Raw genomic sequence first — 14,794 nt, forward strand, 5'->3', positions numbered from 1 at the left:
GTGTTTTTTCCATGACGACTATTTTCGATCCGATCACACTGGGCGACGTGCAACTGTCGAACCGCATCATCATGGCGCCGCTGACCCGCTGCCGCGCAGACGCCGGGCGCGTGCCCAACGCGCTGATGGCCGAGTACTACGTGCAACGCGCGTCCGCGGGGCTGATCCTCAGCGAAGCCACTTCCGTGACGCCCATGGGCGTGGGCTACCCGGACACCCCCGGCATCTGGTCCAACGATCAGGTGCGCGGCTGGGCCAACATCACCAAGGCAGTGCATGGCGCGGGCGGCAAGATCTTCCTGCAGTTGTGGCACGTTGGCCGCATCTCCCACGAGTCCTACCTGAACGGGGAAACCCCGGTGGCTCCGAGTGCGGTCCAGGCTAAAGGCCACGTCAGCCTGGTTCGCCCATTGGCCGACTACCCAACCCCGCGCGCCCTGGAAACCGCTGAAATCGCCGACATCGTCGACGCTTATCGCACCGGCGCCGAGAACGCCAAGGCCGCCGGTTTCGACGGCGTGGAAATCCACGGCGCCAACGGCTACCTGCTTGACCAGTTCCTGCAGAGCAGCACCAACCAGCGCACCGACCAGTACGGTGGTTCCCTGGAAAACCGTGCGCGCCTGTTGCTGGAAGTCACCGACGCCGCCATCGAAGTCTGGGGCGCCGGCCGCGTGGGCGTGCACCTGGCACCGCGTGCTGACGCGCATGACATGGGCGACGACAACCTCGCCGAGACCTTCACCTACGTCGCCAGCGAACTGGGCAAGCGCGGCATCGCCTTCATCTGCTCCCGCGAAAAAGAAGGTGCGGATAGCCTCGGCCCACAGCTGAAAAAAGCCTTCGGCGGCGTATACATCGCCAACGAACGTTTCACCAAAGACAGCGCCAACGCCTGGCTGGCGGCGGGCAAGGCGGATGCAGTGGCCTTTGGTATTCCTTTTATCGCCAACCCGGACCTGCCGGCGCGACTGAAGGCCGATGCGCCGTTGAACGAGCCGCACCCTGAAACTTTCTATGGCAAAGGCCCGGTGGGTTACATCGACTACCCGACGCTGCCGATCTAACCTAACCCGCAAACCCAATGCTGTAGGAGCGAGCTTGCTCGCGAGAAACTAACAGGCGCCGCGTTCACTCAGGAAGCACGCGTTATCGTTGAAGTTTTTCGCGAGCAAGCTCGCTCCTACAGTGTCAGGAGCAAGTCCCCTCCCACATTTGTGCCTGTCTGTAGCCCCCCTGGAAACATCGCTTCACAGAACGGCAACAATATCGCTACAAAATACTTAGCCGGCTACCTATCAACCGCCCGCCAGGCCGTATATAAAGTCACCCCACAAATCAGCCAGAAGGACGATTGACCGTCCTTAGGCTTTACTGTTGACACAACGGGTTGCAATTACGCATTTTGTTTCAATTGCGCAGGCTGGGGCTCAGGCGCAGCATGTCCAGCCCTATATCAGCCCAGCGCTCGGCGTCCTGGTGCAGTTCAAAGCTATCGGGGACCAGCAGCCACTGGCCGATCAAACCGTGGATGAAGGCATGTATGCAGACAGCCCCACGGGTGGTGTCGAGATTTTCAGGCAGTTGCCCGCGATGAACCGCGTTACGCAACGTCAGGCTGATACGCAGGTTGCATTCCAGGCTGTGGGTCTGGCGTTGGCGGCGCATGTCACACATTTCATCGGTGAACTCGCACTTATGAAACAGAATCTCGTTGATGCGCCGGGTTTTCGGGTCCAGGGCCACTTCATGGTAGAGATGAATCAGCAGCTTGCGCATACAGCCCAGCGGGTCGACTTCATCCTCGCTTTCACTCGCCCGGGCCAATTCGTCCAGGGGTTCGTGCAGCGTATCGAGCAAGGCCTGGAGCAAATCGGACTTATTGCTGAAATGCCAATAGATAGCCCCACGCGTCACGCCCGCCAACGCGGCGATGTCCGCCAGGGTGGTACGCGCTACGCCACGCTCATAAAAGGCTTGCTCGGCGGCTTGGAGAATCTGGCTGCGCGTTTCCTGAGCTTCCTCTTTGGTGCGACGAACCATGGCAGTAAAACCTCAATCGGGACACTGTGGACGGTACTTGACCGTCATCTGAATAATTGTGGGACGACGCCGTCATGGGCGCCGAACGTACTAGAATCGAGGCTTGCGGCGGTGCTTTGTCAACATTGCGCGAAGCCTGTCAAGAGTTTACAAACAACCATGAACGTAAGTATATTGCGTAGCAAGCTACTTATCCACTCACGGCTTGTTTTTTACCCTTCCACACTTCTTGTGCGCACTCTGCGCGCCTGACCCGAGGATCTTCATGCAACTTAAGCCAGCTGTTACCGCTCTGGTCACTGCCGTCGCCCTGGCATCGCTGCTCAGCGGATGTAAAAAGGAAGAAGCGGCACCGCCCGCTCAAACCCCTCAGGTCGGCGTGGTCACCATTCAACCGCAAGCCTATACCCTGACCACCGAGCTGCCAGGCCGCACCACGGCCTTTCGCATTGCGGAAGTCCGGCCGCAGGTCAACGGCATCATTCTCAAGCGCCTGTTCAAGGAAGGCGCCGACGTGAAGGAAGGGCAACAGCTCTACCAGATCGACCCGTCGGTGTATGAAGCCACGCTCAAAAGCGCACAAGCGAGCCTGACCCAGACCAAATCCATCACCGATCGCTACAAGCAATTGGTCGATGAACAAGCCGTCAGCCGTCAGGAATACGACACCGCCGTTGCCAACCGCATGACTGCCGAGGCAAACGTTCAAACCGCCCAGATCAACGTGCGCTATACCAAGGTGTACGCGCCGATCTCCGGGCGTATTGGCCGTTCTTCGGTCACCGAAGGCGCACTGGTCAGCAATGGCCAGGCCGACGCCATGGCGGTGATCCAGCAACTGGACCCGATCTACGTCGACGTCACGCAATCTTCGGCTGAAATGCTCAAGCTGCGTCGCGATCTGGCGAGTGGCCAACTGGAAAAAGCCGGCGAAAACGCTGCCAAGGTCAAGCTGACCCTGGAAGACGGCACGGCCTACGCCCAGGACGGCAAGCTGGAGTTCTCCGAAGTGTCGGTCGACCAGACCACCGGTTCCGTGACCCTGCGCGCCGTGTTCCCCAACCCTGACCACGTGCTGCTGCCGGGCATGTTCGTACACGCCCAGTTGCTGGCCGGTGTGAACAGCAAGGCCATCCTGGCTCCGCAACAAGGCGTGACCCGTGACCTGCGCGGCATTCCGACCGCGCTGATCGTGAACAAGGACAACAAGGTCGAGCAACGCGAACTGGTTGCCAACCGTACCGCCGGTGCCTACTGGCTGGTGGAAAAAGGCCTCAATGCCGGTGATCGCGTCATCACCGAAGGCTTGCAGTACGTCAAGCCAGGCGCCGAGGTGAAGGTCACGGAAGCCTCCAACGCTAAACCCGCCGGTACTGCCGCAGCGCCTGCTGCCGCTGCTGGTCAAGGGGAGTAATCCATGTCGAAATTTTTTATCGACCGTCCCATTTTCGCCTGGGTAATTGCCCTGGTGATCATGCTGGTCGGGGCACTCTCGATCCTGAAGTTGCCCATCAACCAATACCCGGCCATTGCGCCAACGGCCATTGATATCCAGGTGACCTACCCAGGCGCGTCCGCACAAACCGTGCAGGACACCGTGGTGCAGGTCATCGAGCAACAGCTCAACGGTATCGACAACCTGCGTTATGTCTCCTCGGACAGTAACTCCGACGGCAGCATGACCATCACCGTGACGTTCAACCAGGGTACCAACCCGGATATCGCTCAGGTCCAGGTACAGAACAAGCTCAACCTGGCCACCCCACTGCTGCCGCAAGAAGTGCAGCAACAGGGTATCCGCGTGACCAAGTCGGTGAAGAACTTCCTGATGGTGATCGGTCTGGTGTCGGAAGACGGCAGCATGACCAAGGACGACCTCTCCAACTACATCGTGTCCAACATCCAGGACCCGATCTCCCGTACCGCGGGGGTGGGTGACTTCCAGGTGTTCGGTTCGCAGTACGCCATGCGTATCTGGCTCGACCCGGCCAAACTGAACAATTATCAGCTCACGCCAGTGGACGTCAGCAATGCCATCAAGGCCCAGAACGTGCAGGTGGCCACCGGCCAACTGGGCGGCCTGCCAGCCCTGCCAGGCACCCAGCTGAACGCCACGATCATCGGCAAGACGCGCCTGCAAAGCACCGAGGAATTCGCCAAGATTCTGATGAAGGTGAACACCGACGGCTCCCAGGTTCGCCTGGGTGACGTCGCGCGCATCGAACTGGGCGGCCAGAACTACAGCATCAGTGCACAGTTCAACGGCAAGCCGGCTTCGGGTATGGCGATCAAGCTGGCGGCCGGTGCCAACGCACTGGACACCGGCAAGGCCATCCGCGAAACAGTGAAGTCCCTGGAGCCGTTCTTCCCGCCTGGCATGAAGGCGGTGGTGCCGTATGACACCACCCCGGTCGTGACCGAATCGATCTCCGGTGTGGTTCACACCCTGGTCGAAGCGATCGTGCTGGTGTTCCTGGTGATGTTCCTGTTCCTGCAGAACTTCCGTGCCACCATCATCACTACCATGACCGTACCGGTGGTATTGCTGGGTACCTTCGGGATCCTGGCGGCGTGCGGCTTCACCATCAACACCTTGACCATGTTCGGCATGATCCTGGCCATCGGCTTGCTGGTGGACGATGCCATCGTCGTGGTGGAAAACGTCGAACGGGTAATGGCCGAGGAGCACCTGTCGCCCAAGGAAGCAACGATCAAGTCCATGGGCCAGATCCAGGGTGCCCTGGTGGGTATTGCCCTGGTACTGTCGGCGGTACTGCTGCCGATGGCGTTCTTCGGTGGTTCCACCGGTGTGATCTACCGGCAGTTCTCCATCACCATCGTTTCGGCGATGGCGTTGTCGGTGCTGGTTGCCCTGATCTTCACCCCGGCTTTGTGCGCCACCATGCTCAAGCCGATTGATCCGGAAAAACACGGCCAGCCCAAGCGCGGCTTCTTCGGCTGGTTCAACCGCACCTTCGACCGTGGCGTACTCAAGTACGAGCGCGGCGTGGGCGGCATGATCAAGCACAAGATCCCGGCATTCCTGGTGTATGCGCTGATCCTGGCCGGCATGATCTGGATGTTCACCCGTATTCCAAGCGCGTTCCTGCCTGAGGAAGACCAGGGTGTGATCTTCGCCCAGGTGCAGACACCGGTCGGTGCTTCGGCTGAGCGCACGCAGAAAGTCGTCGACGACATGCGCGCCTTCCTGCTGAACGACAAGGAAGGCGAGCCAGGCGAAGGCAAGGCGGTGAAGTCGGTGTTTACCGTGAACGGCTTCAACTTCGCCGGTCGTGGCCAGAGCTCCGGGCTTGCGTTCGTGATGCTCAAGCCGTGGGATGAGCGTGATTCGAGCCAGTCGGTGTTCGAAGTGGCCAAGCGTGCCCAGGGTTACTTCTTCGGGGCCTTCAAGGACGCCATGGTTTTCGCCATCGTGCCGCCTTCGGTGCTGGAGTTGGGTAACGCCACGGGTTTCGACGTGTTCCTGCAAGACCAGGGTGGCGTCGGCCACGACAAGCTGATGGCTGCACGTAACCAGTTCCTGGGTGCGGCGGCACAAAGCAAGGTGCTGGCCGGCGTGCGTCCTAACGGCGTGAACGACGAGCCGCAGTACGAGCTGACCGTTGACGACGAGAAAGCCAGTGCCCAAGGCATCAGCCTGGCGGATATCCAGCAGACCCTGGCCATTGCCTTGGGTGGTAGCTACATCAACGACTTCATCGACCGTGGTCGCGTGAAGAAGGTGTATGTACAAGGCGACGCCGCCAGCCGGATGTCGCCCGAAGACCTGGACAAATGGTACGTGCGCAGCAACGACGGGAAAATGGTGCCGCTGTCGGCCATCTCGTCGGGCAAGTGGATCTACGGTTCGCCCAAGCTTTCGCGATACAACGGTGTAGCGGCGATGGAAATCCTCGGTACCCCGGCACCGGGCTACAGTACCGGTGATGCGATGGCCGAAGTCGAACGCATCGCCAAAGAACTGCCGGCCGGTGTCGGTTACGCCTGGACAGGCCTGTCGTACGAAGAACGCCTTTCCGGTTCCCAGGCGCCAGCACTGTACGCACTGTCGCTGCTGGTCGTGTTCTTGTGCCTGGCGGCACTGTACGAAAGCTGGTCGATCCCGATCGCGGTGATTCTGGTTGTACCTCTGGGTGTGATCGGTGCACTGATCGCCACCAGCATGCGCGGCTTGTCCAACGACGTGTTCTTCCAGGTGGGCCTGTTGGTGACGGTGGGCCTGGCGGCGAAAAACGCCATCCTCATCGTGGAATTCGCCAAGGAACTGCATGAGCAAGGCAAAGGCATCGTCGAGGCGGCTATCGAAGCATCCCGCATGCGTCTGCGCCCGATCATCATGACCTCGTTGGCGTTCATGCTCGGCGTATTGCCGCTGGCAATCTCCACCGGCGCCGGTTCAGGCAGCCAGCACGCAATCGGTACCGGCGTTATCGGCGGTATGATCACGGCCACTGTGCTGGCGATCTTCTGGGTGCCACTGTTCTACGCAACCGTGTCCGCCGCTGGCGAACGCAAAAAGAAAGACACTACTGAAACTCCTAAAGAGGCTGGCCAATGAGCAAGTCGCTACTTTCCCTAGCCGTCACCGCCTTCGTGCTCAGTGGCTGCTCGCTGATACCTGACTATCAGCGTCCCGAAGCGCCGGTGGCCGCGCAGTTCCCGCAGGGGCCGGCGTATTCGTCGGCCCAGGCGCCGAGCCAGGCCGCTGCCGAGCAAGGCTGGAAGCAGTTTTTCCATGACCCTGCCCTGCAGCAATTGATCCAGACCGCGTTGGTGAACAACCGTGACCTACGTGTCGCGGCGCTGAACATCGACGCCTATGCAGCGCAATACCAGATCCAGCGTGCCGACCTGTTCCCGGCGGTATCGGCCACCGGTAACGGCAGCCGTTCGCGCACCCCGGCCAAGCTGTCGCAGACCGGCGAATCGACCATCGCCAGCCAGTACTCGGCGGGCCTTGGCATCAGTTCGTATGAGCTGGACCTGTTCGGCCGCGTGCGCAGCCTCAGTGAAGAAGCGCTGCAAAAGTACTTCGCCACTGAAGAAGCGCGCCGCAGCACCCAAATCAGCCTGGTGGCCAGCGTGGCCAATGCCTACCTGACCTGGCAGGCCGACAAGGAGCTGCTCAAGCTGACCCAGGACACCCTGGCCGCGTTCGAGCAAAGCTACAAGCTCACCTCGCGCAGCAATGAAGTCGGCGTGGCCTCGGCCCTCGACCTCAGCCAGGCACGCACCTCGGTGGAAAACGCCCGTGTGCAACTGGCGCGTTACACCCGCCAGGTGGCCCAGGACGAAAACAGCCTGACCCTGCTGCTGGGCACCGGCCTGCCGGCGAATATCGCCAGCAAGCCGCTGTCCGATGACCTGCTCAGCGAAGTGCCTGCCGGGTTGCCCTCGGACCTGCTGCAACGTCGCCCAGACATCGTGCAAGCCGAGTACAACCTCAAGGCCGCCAACGCCAACATCGGCGCGGCCCGTGCGGCGTTCTTCCCGAGCATCAGCCTGACCGCCAGCGCCGGTACTGCCAGCCCTACCCTGGGTGGCCTGTTCAAAGGCGGTTCGGGGACCTGGGCGTTTGCCCCGCAGATCAACATCCCGATCTTCAACGCCGGTAGCCTGCGCGCAAGCCTGGACTACTCGAAGATCCAGAAAGAGATCAACGTGGCCAACTATGAGAAGGCCATCCAGACCGGCTTCCAGGAAGTCTCCGACGGCTTGGCCGCGCGTGCGACCTACAAGCAGCAACTGGATGCCCAACGCGGCTTCGTCGAGGCTAACCAGGATTACTACCGCCTGGCCGAGCGTCGCTACCGCATTGGTGTCGACAGCAACCTGACCTTCCTCGACGCCCAGCGCCAACTGTTCAGTGCCCAGCAATCGCTGATCACCGATCGCCTGGCGCAGCTCACCAGCGAGGTCAACCTGTACAAGGCCCTCGGCGGTGGCTGGAACGAGCAGACTGCGAAGAACGAGCCGTTGAAAGAACAAGCACCGCCGTTGAAGTTGTTCTGATAGCGCGGGTGTGAAAAACCGCTTCCCTCACCGGAAGCGGTTTTTTTATGCCTGCATTGTTGCCCGTACAACTTACGTTCGATCATCGCCCACAACCCGCCTTCCCCTACTTTCATCGCCCCCGCACCGCCGCGCACCATGGCCGCCACCTGCATAAACCCAATAACAACAGGTCCACACCATGAGCACTTTCCAACCGCGCCAGCTGTTGCTGGCGGCTGCTGTCGCCAGTTCTGCCCTGCCCGTTCTCGCCCAGGATCACGGCTTTCTCGAAGACGCCAGCGCCAACCTCAACCTGCGTAATTTCTTCTTCAACCGCAACTACACCAATCCTACGAAGGCTCAGGGTGGCGCGCAGGAGTGGACGCAAAGTTTCATTCTCGACGCCAAGTCCGGGTTCACCCAAGGCACAGTCGGTTTTGGTGTGGATGTGCTGGGCTTGTACTCGCTCAAGCTTGATGGCGGGCGTGGCACGGGCGGCACGCAGTTGCTGCCGCTGGACCATGACGGTCGGCCAGCCGATGAATTCGGCCGGCTCGGCGTGGCATTCAAGGCGCGCTTTTCCAAGACCGAGTTGAAGGTGGGCGAATGGATGCCGGTGCTGCCGATCCTGCGTTCCGACGATGGCCGCTCCCTGCCACAGACCCTGCGTGGTGGGCAGATCACCTCGAAGGAAATCGACGGCCTGACCCTCTATGGCGGCCAATTCCGCGCCAACAGCCCGCGGGACGACGGCAGCATGAGCGACATGTCGATGTTCGGCAAAACCGCCTTCACCTCCGACCGTTTCAATTTCCAGGGCGCCGAATACGCGTTCAACGACAAACGCACCCAAGTCGGCGTGTGGAATGCCCAGCTCAAGGACATCTACAGCCAGCAGTTCGTCAATCTGATCCACAGCCAGCCTGTGGGCGCCTGGACCCTGGGCGCCAACCTGGGCTTCTTCTACGGCAAGGACGACGGCAGCGCCCGCGCCGGCGACCTGGACAACAAAACCTGGTCCGGTTTGTTCTCGGCCAGGTACGGCGGCAACACCTTCTACGTCGGTTTGCAAAAACTCACCGGCGACAGTGCCTGGATGCGCGTCAACGGCACCAGCGGCGGTACCCTGGCCAACGACAGCTACAACTCCAGCTACGACAACGCGCAGGAGAAATCCTGGCAGGTTCGTCACGACTACAACTTCGCCGCCCTCGGCGTACCGGGCCTGACCCTGATGAACCGCTATATCAGCGGCAGCAACGTACACACCGGCACCATCACCGACGGCAAGGAGTGGGGCCGCGAGACCGAAGTAGGCTATACGGTGCAAAGCGGCACGCTGAAAAACCTCAACGTGCGCTGGCGCAATTCGAGCATGCGCAGGGACTACAGCAACAACGAGTTCGATGAGAACCGGTTGATCGTCAGCTATCCGATCAGTCTGCTGTAAACCGGCATAGCACTTACTGTATGGTGCGCGCCTGCCGCTGCTGATCCCCCCAGCAGCGGCCTTTACTCGGGCGCCGCACGGCATGAAATCCTTCGCTACAGCAATCGCACTGTTTGCCCTGGCCTTGAGCCTGGGGGGCTGCATCAGCGCCCCCATCGCCCTGACGCCACAGACCGAACAGCGCCTGCTGGCCCAGGCGCCGATCCGCTTTTTGCTGACCTTCGATGACGGCCCAAGCGCCTCGGGCTACAACAATCCGAGCCGTTCGGTAGTGGCGGACCTGGCCAACAACCCGGTGCTGCCGGGAATCAAGGCGGTGTTCTTCCTGCAGACCGAAGCCGCTCGCTCCGGCGGCAGTGCCCGGGGGCGCAAGACCATGGAACGTGAATTCGCCGCTGGCCATGTCCTGGCCTTTCACACCGCCACGGCGTTTCACACCAATCATCGCTGGCTGAACGACGCCACCCTGGAACACACCCTTACCGAAGGGGCCGCAGACATTGCCGCCATCACGGGCGCGCCCCCCGTGCTGGTACGCCCACCCTTCTGGAACTACGACAAGCGCACCTTCGCCGCCTACCAACGCCACGGCATGCACGTACTGCTGACGGACCTGAGTGCCAATGACGGCAAGATCTGGGGCTTCAACGCCAGCCCGCGTCGGCGGGCCAACCTGTATCGGCAACTGTCGGTGGTGCGCGAACGTATTGCCTTGGGGGAGCTGCCGACGGTGGAGGGCGTGATCCCGGTAGTGGTGACCTTCCATGACATCAACCGCTACACCGCGCGGCATATGCAGGAGTACTTGCAGATCCTGATGGACAGCGCGCGGGTCAACGGTTTGACGACCGCTGCCGAGCCGTTCTACACCGACACGGCCCAGGTTGAGCGCGCGGCGATTGCGCGAACCGTGAAAAATGTGGACGACCCAGTGCATTTGCCTGGGATTTGGAATCTGGTGTGGGACGCAGACTCTCATTAACCTCGTCGCAACAACGGATAACATCTGCTGCCGTCCCCGCCCACCTGCTGTCGGGAACCTCAATTCCAGCACCACCACTCAGGGTCAACACACAATGAGATGACCCACATGAATACGTCTTCGCTTTCTGGCGCATACGCCGTCAATCCACAACCCATGGCGCCCGTGGAGGCACCTTCCAGCACAACCTCACCGCGACCACCCATCCAGATCAACGCTAAATCTGCCGGGTATGTAGGACCGGACAGGACAGTGGATTTCCTGTACTTTTCCAGCCATTCCAGGCTCACACCTGATCAGGACCCACTAGACACAACCCAAAAAAAATACATCAACACTGATGTGTTGCGTCATGACGCGAACGTAAAGATCTATCAGGAGATAACCTACTTAAGCAAAAACGGCGAGCCGATAGGGGCTGCTGGTAATGAATGTGTAATCGAGACAACTGACCGTGCCGATAAGGTCATTATCAAAAAAGGCCCGGACGACAGTCTGGTCGCCACCATCAATAACATACCGTATCAACTGAGTCTTGCTCGCTCCTCTGACGGAACTGAAATCCAGCCCCTGCGCATAAAAACCAAAGGCGGCGATGACTGCGTTGTGATCCACCCAGACGTTAATAACGACATTCGCATTGAACTGGGCGAGGGCAATGATTATGCCCGTGCTGGCTCGGGTAATACGCGTCTATACGGAGGCGCAGGGAACGACTGGCTAAAACTGGGCAGCGGCGTCGGCATCGCATTTGGTGATGATGGCGACGATTTACTCATCGCAGGCTCCGGCAGTGGCATTCTCAAGGGAAACAACGGTAATGACCGCATGCAGTCAGGAGAGGGTTCTGCTGATCGCCATATCTACATGGACGGTGGTGACGGTCACGACTTTATGATTAGCACCAGCAATGACTCCCCAAACCCGATAGTCATGCATGGAGGCAAAGGTGAAAACCTGATAGTCACGCAGGGCCCTGCCACGATTTATACCGGGCGCGACAAAAATATTGTCAGGTCCAATAGCGATGACACCGTCATTTATGCCAAGCCTTCGGACGAGATTCACCGCACGCCAGGTTCCACGCTCATTCACACGCAATACCGCGAAGCAGGAAAAAGTGGCTATGTCGTTGAAGGCTCTCCCGAGTTCATACAATACGTAGAGGACGACATGGAACTGCTGAGAATGTCCCTGCCAGGCAAAAAAATGTTAAGCACTGCCGATAACTCGGCCCAGCGCAATGACTCTCCGGTGCGCATCACTGAAACGGCTGATGATAACGGCTTTTACATTTTTAATAACGCAGCGGTGCGCAACCACCTGGCTACAGGTAAATCCCTGGAGACCCTTGAACCAGCAGCCCAGGGCTACATTGCTCACAATCAACGTGGCGCCTTCGCGACGGGCGCACAATTACAATACAACCCCTCCTTCGTGCCTAATGACGAAACTGCTCCGGTCAACGTCCTATTCCATGAAATGGCCCACGCCTACAATGGGGCCACGGGTACCTTCCTCGAAGGTCAAACAGTCATAGACGAGAATCCTGAGGGCGAGCCCAACGACGAACGTCAAGCAGTAGGCTTGCCTACAGATGCATTATCGTTCGATTTTGACGATCATCGTGCAACCGAGCCCACGACAAGCAACCCCCCTGCATTTACTGAAAATGCACTGAAGGAAGAAATGCGCCGCCCACTACGTACGGAATACATCTAGACCGCGCCCCGCGACTCAACTCCCAACTCATCCCACACTGACTCAGCCAAGTGAAACGTCGCATTCGCCGCCGGGATCCCACAGTAAATCGCACTCTGCATCAGCACTTCCTTGATCTCGGCGCGGGTCACGCCGTTGCTGGCGGCGGCACGCAGGTGCAGTTTCAGTTCTTCACTGCGGTTCATGCCGATCAGCATCGCGATGGTGATCAGGCTGCGGGTATGCCGAGGCAGGCCGGGGCGGGTCCAGATGTCACCCCAGGCATGGCGGGTGATCATTTCCTGGAACTCGCTGTTGAACTCGGTCAGGGCATTGAGGCTGCGGTCGACATGGGCATCGCCCAGTACTTCGCGGCGCACCTGCAGGCCTTCGGCATAACGTTGTTTCTCGTCCACAAATAGCTCCTCAGCGGGCCAGCAGAAATTCGATCACCCGGTCGCTGAACGCAGCACCGGCCTGAACGTTGGACAGGTGCGCCGCATAGAACTCGGCATACTCGGCACCCTGCACATGGCTCTGGATAAAGTGGCCGCCGGCTGGCGGCGTCACCGCGTCTTCGGTGCCGGCAATCACCAGGGTCGGCACCTTGATCGAGGACAATTGCTCACGAAAATCCGCATCGCGCACAGCGCCGCAGTTGGCGGCATACCCCTCGGGTGACGTGGCCGCGAGCATGTCGGTGATCTGCTTGGCCTGGTGCGGGTTGGCGGCGGCGAAATCCGCGGTGAACCAGCGCGCAATCGACGCATCGCGCAGCGCCACCATCGCGGCTGCGCCATCACGCAGGACCATTTCGATACGCGGGTTCCACACCTCGGGCGTGCCGATCTTGGCCGCGGTATTACACACCACCAGGCGTTGCAGGCGCTCGCCGGCATGAATGCCCAGCCATTGGCCGATCAAGCCACCCATGGACAGTCCGCAAAAATGCGCCTTCTGGATATCCAGCGCATCCAGCAGCGCGATCACGTCTCGGCCCAGTTGCTCGATGCTGTAAGGCCCCTCGGTCACCAAGGATTGGCCGTGGCCACGGGTGTCGAATCGCAGCACACGAAAATGCTCGGTAAAAGCCGGTATCTGGATATCCCACATATGCAGGTCGGTACCCAGGGAATTGGACAGCACCAATACCGGTGCGTCGGCGGGCCCCTCGAGTTGGTAATGCAGTTCGCCCTCGGCGAGTTGTACAAAAGCCACAGCGTTCTCCTCAGGCAGTCAAAGCAAAATGTTCGGTCACCGCACGCGTGACCCAGGTAGACGCCTGGCCCAGGTAGTGGGCAGGGTCGAGCAGGCGATCCAGTTCAGCCGCCGACAGCTCGGCGGTGACGTGCGGCTCATCCGCCAGTACCGCGCGCAAATGGCGCTGCTCGGCGACCGCACGTTTGCAGCACTGCTCCAGCAGATGGTGTGCGGTGTCACGGCCCAAGCGTTGGGCGAGCACGATACTCACCGCTTCGGCCAGTACCAGGCCTTGGGTCAGGTCGAGGTTCTGTGCCATGCGTTCGGCATTCACCTCCAGCCCTTCACTGACCAGAATTGCCTGATGCAAGGCACCGGACACCAAGCGGCAAATCTCTGGCAAGGTTTCCCATTCGGCGTGCCACAAGCCCAGGCTGCGTTCGTGCTCCTGGGGCATGGCGCTGAACATTGTCGCCACCAGGCCGGGTACGCGGGTGGCTGCGCTGATCAGCACCGCGGCGCCCACCGGGTTACGCTTGTGCGGCATGGTGGACGAACCGCCCTTGCCCGGCGCCGAAGGCTCGAACACCTCCGCCGCTTCGGTCTGCATCAACAGGCTGATATCGCGGCCCAACTTGCCGAGGCTACCGGCGATCAGACCGAGCAGGCAGGCAAACTCCACCAGGCGGTCACGCTGGGTGTGCCAGGGTTGCTCCGGCAAGCCCAGTTGCAACTCGGCGGCCAAGGCCTCGGCCACAGGCATGGCGTGTTCGCCGAGCGCGGCCAAGGTGCCCGAGGCGCCGCCAAATTGCAGCACCAGCAGGCGCGGCTTCAACTCGGCCAGACGCTGGCGACTGCGCGTCACCGCGCCCAGCCAACCGGCGATTTTCATCCCCAGGGTGACCGGCGTCGCGTGCTGCAACCAGGTGCGCCCGGCCAACGGCACGGTGGCGTAACGCTGGGCCTGGGCGGCCAACACCTCCCCCAGACGAGCCAGGTCGGCCTCGATCAATTCCACCCCACGGCGCAGTTGCAGCACCAGGCCGGTGTCCATCACATCCTGACTGGTTGCGCCCAGGTGCACATAACGCTCGGCGTCAGCGTCCTCACTGGCGATCAACTTGCCCAACGCCTTCACCAAAGGAATCGCTGAGTTGCCCGCCGTGGCAATTGCGCTGCCAAGGGCATCCACGTCATACAGCGACGCCAGGCACGCCTGGGCAATCGGTGCGACGGCGGCCTGGGGAATCAACCCTACGCGGGCCTGCGCCCGGGCCAGTGCGGCTTCGAAATCCAGCATGCCCTGCAAGCGCCCCTGGTCACAGAACACCTCGGCCATGCTGTCAGCAGTGAAATAAGCGTCGAACAGTTGATTGCTCGTGCGCAACGTCATAACTCATCCC

11 protein-coding genes are annotated in these 14,794 nt (G+C 60.5%); 7 read left to right on the plus strand and 4 right to left on the minus strand.

Going from position 1 to position 14,794, the window contains the following annotated elements:
• The first annotated feature begins 11 nt into the window (after window positions 1-11).
• Window positions 12-1,067 carry an alkene reductase gene (locus tag BT204_RS11440; RefSeq protein WP_054921969.1) on the plus strand — a complete coding sequence of 352 codons (1,056 nt, stop codon included), beginning with the start codon at window positions 12-14 and terminating at the stop codon, window positions 1,065-1,067.
• 343 nt (window positions 1,068-1,410) lie between these two features.
• On the opposite strand, the gene BT204_RS11445 is transcribed toward BT204_RS11440, so the two are convergent.
• Window positions 1,411-2,043 carry a TetR family transcriptional regulator gene (locus tag BT204_RS11445; RefSeq protein ID WP_034125975.1) on the minus strand — a complete coding sequence of 211 codons (633 nt, stop codon included), beginning with the start codon at window positions 2,041-2,043 and terminating at the stop codon, window positions 1,411-1,413.
• Window positions 2,044-2,308: 265 nt separating this feature from the next.
• Here BT204_RS11445 and BT204_RS11450 point away from each other — a divergent pair, with 265 nt between their 5' ends.
• The 6 genes from BT204_RS11450 (at window position 2,309) to BT204_RS11475 (ending at window position 12,212) form a co-directional block, all read left to right on the plus strand.
• Entirely contained in the window at window positions 2,309-3,457 is a 1,149-nt protein-coding gene (locus tag BT204_RS11450; protein WP_054898422.1) for an efflux RND transporter periplasmic adaptor subunit, read from the plus strand.
• Between the two features lie 3 nt (window positions 3,458-3,460).
• Window positions 3,461-6,622, plus strand: a complete 3,162-nt coding sequence (locus BT204_RS11455) for an efflux RND transporter permease subunit (RefSeq protein WP_034125973.1) — start codon at window positions 3,461-3,463, stop codon at window positions 6,620-6,622.
• Complete coding sequence (gene adeC, locus BT204_RS11460) at window positions 6,619-8,076, plus strand: AdeC/AdeK/OprM family multidrug efflux complex outer membrane factor (protein WP_003189337.1); 1,458 nt, start codon at window positions 6,619-6,621, stop codon at window positions 8,074-8,076. Before BT204_RS11455 ends, adeC begins: the two co-directional genes overlap by 4 nt.
• 181 nt (window positions 8,077-8,257) lie before the next feature.
• The gene (locus tag BT204_RS11465) at window positions 8,258-9,508 is read left to right on the plus strand and encodes an OprD family porin (RefSeq protein WP_054898421.1); all 1,251 of its coding nucleotides are present in this window, start codon (window positions 8,258-8,260) and stop codon (window positions 9,506-9,508) included.
• An 82-nt stretch (window positions 9,509-9,590) separates the two neighbouring features.
• Window positions 9,591-10,490, plus strand: a complete 900-nt coding sequence (locus tag BT204_RS11470) for a polysaccharide deacetylase family protein (RefSeq protein ID WP_072446860.1) — start codon at window positions 9,591-9,593, stop codon at window positions 10,488-10,490.
• A 108-nt stretch (window positions 10,491-10,598) separates the two neighbouring features.
• Window positions 10,599-12,212, plus strand: a complete 1,614-nt coding sequence (locus BT204_RS11475) for a M91 family zinc metallopeptidase (RefSeq protein WP_054898419.1) — start codon at window positions 10,599-10,601, stop codon at window positions 12,210-12,212.
• Here the strand turns inward: BT204_RS11475 and pcaC are convergent.
• From pcaC to BT204_RS11490, 3 genes are read right to left on the minus strand one after another with little or no spacing between them, the layout of a single operon-like run.
• Window positions 12,209-12,607 carry a 4-carboxymuconolactone decarboxylase gene (pcaC, locus tag BT204_RS11480; protein ID WP_054898418.1) on the minus strand — a complete coding sequence of 133 codons (399 nt, stop codon included), beginning with the start codon at window positions 12,605-12,607 and terminating at the stop codon, window positions 12,209-12,211. The genes BT204_RS11475 and pcaC overlap by 4 nt on opposite strands.
• Before the next feature lie 10 nt (window positions 12,608-12,617).
• Window positions 12,618-13,409, minus strand: a complete 792-nt coding sequence (gene pcaD, locus BT204_RS11485) for a 3-oxoadipate enol-lactonase (protein WP_072446861.1) — start codon at window positions 13,407-13,409, stop codon at window positions 12,618-12,620.
• 10 nt (window positions 13,410-13,419) lie between these two features.
• Window positions 13,420-14,784 carry a 3-carboxy-cis,cis-muconate cycloisomerase gene (locus BT204_RS11490; protein WP_072446863.1) on the minus strand — a complete coding sequence of 455 codons (1,365 nt, stop codon included), beginning with the start codon at window positions 14,782-14,784 and terminating at the stop codon, window positions 13,420-13,422.
• Window positions 14,785-14,794: the final 10 nt, after the last annotated feature.

This window comes from Pseudomonas sp. NFPP02 (assembly GCF_900119355.1).
In the GTDB taxonomy this organism is placed as follows: Bacteria; Pseudomonadota; Gammaproteobacteria; order Pseudomonadales; family Pseudomonadaceae; genus Aquipseudomonas; species Aquipseudomonas paracarnis.

Excerpts from the sequence above, each read along its gene's own strand:
- BT204_RS11470 (WP_072446860.1), top strand. The coding sequence starts at position 9,591 with ATGAAATCCTTCGCTACAGCAATCGCACTGTTTGCCCTGGCCTTGAGC.
- BT204_RS11455 (WP_034125973.1), top strand. The coding sequence starts at position 3,461 with ATGTCGAAATTTTTTATCGACCGTCCCATTTTCGCCTGGGTAATTGCC.
- adeC (WP_003189337.1), top strand. The coding sequence starts at position 6,619 with ATGAGCAAGTCGCTACTTTCCCTAGCCGTCACCGCCTTCGTGCTCAGT.
- BT204_RS11465 (WP_054898421.1), top strand. The coding sequence starts at position 8,258 with ATGAGCACTTTCCAACCGCGCCAGCTGTTGCTGGCGGCTGCTGTCGCC.
- BT204_RS11475 (WP_054898419.1), top strand. The coding sequence starts at position 10,599 with ATGAATACGTCTTCGCTTTCTGGCGCATACGCCGTCAATCCACAACCC.
- BT204_RS11445 (WP_034125975.1), bottom strand. The coding sequence starts at position 2,043 with ATGGTTCGTCGCACCAAAGAGGAAGCTCAGGAAACGCGCAGCCAGATT.
- BT204_RS11450 (WP_054898422.1), top strand. The coding sequence starts at position 2,309 with ATGCAACTTAAGCCAGCTGTTACCGCTCTGGTCACTGCCGTCGCCCTG.
- BT204_RS11490 (WP_072446863.1), bottom strand. The coding sequence starts at position 14,784 with ATGACGTTGCGCACGAGCAATCAACTGTTCGACGCTTATTTCACTGCT.
- BT204_RS11440 (WP_054921969.1), top strand. The coding sequence starts at position 12 with ATGACGACTATTTTCGATCCGATCACACTGGGCGACGTGCAACTGTCG.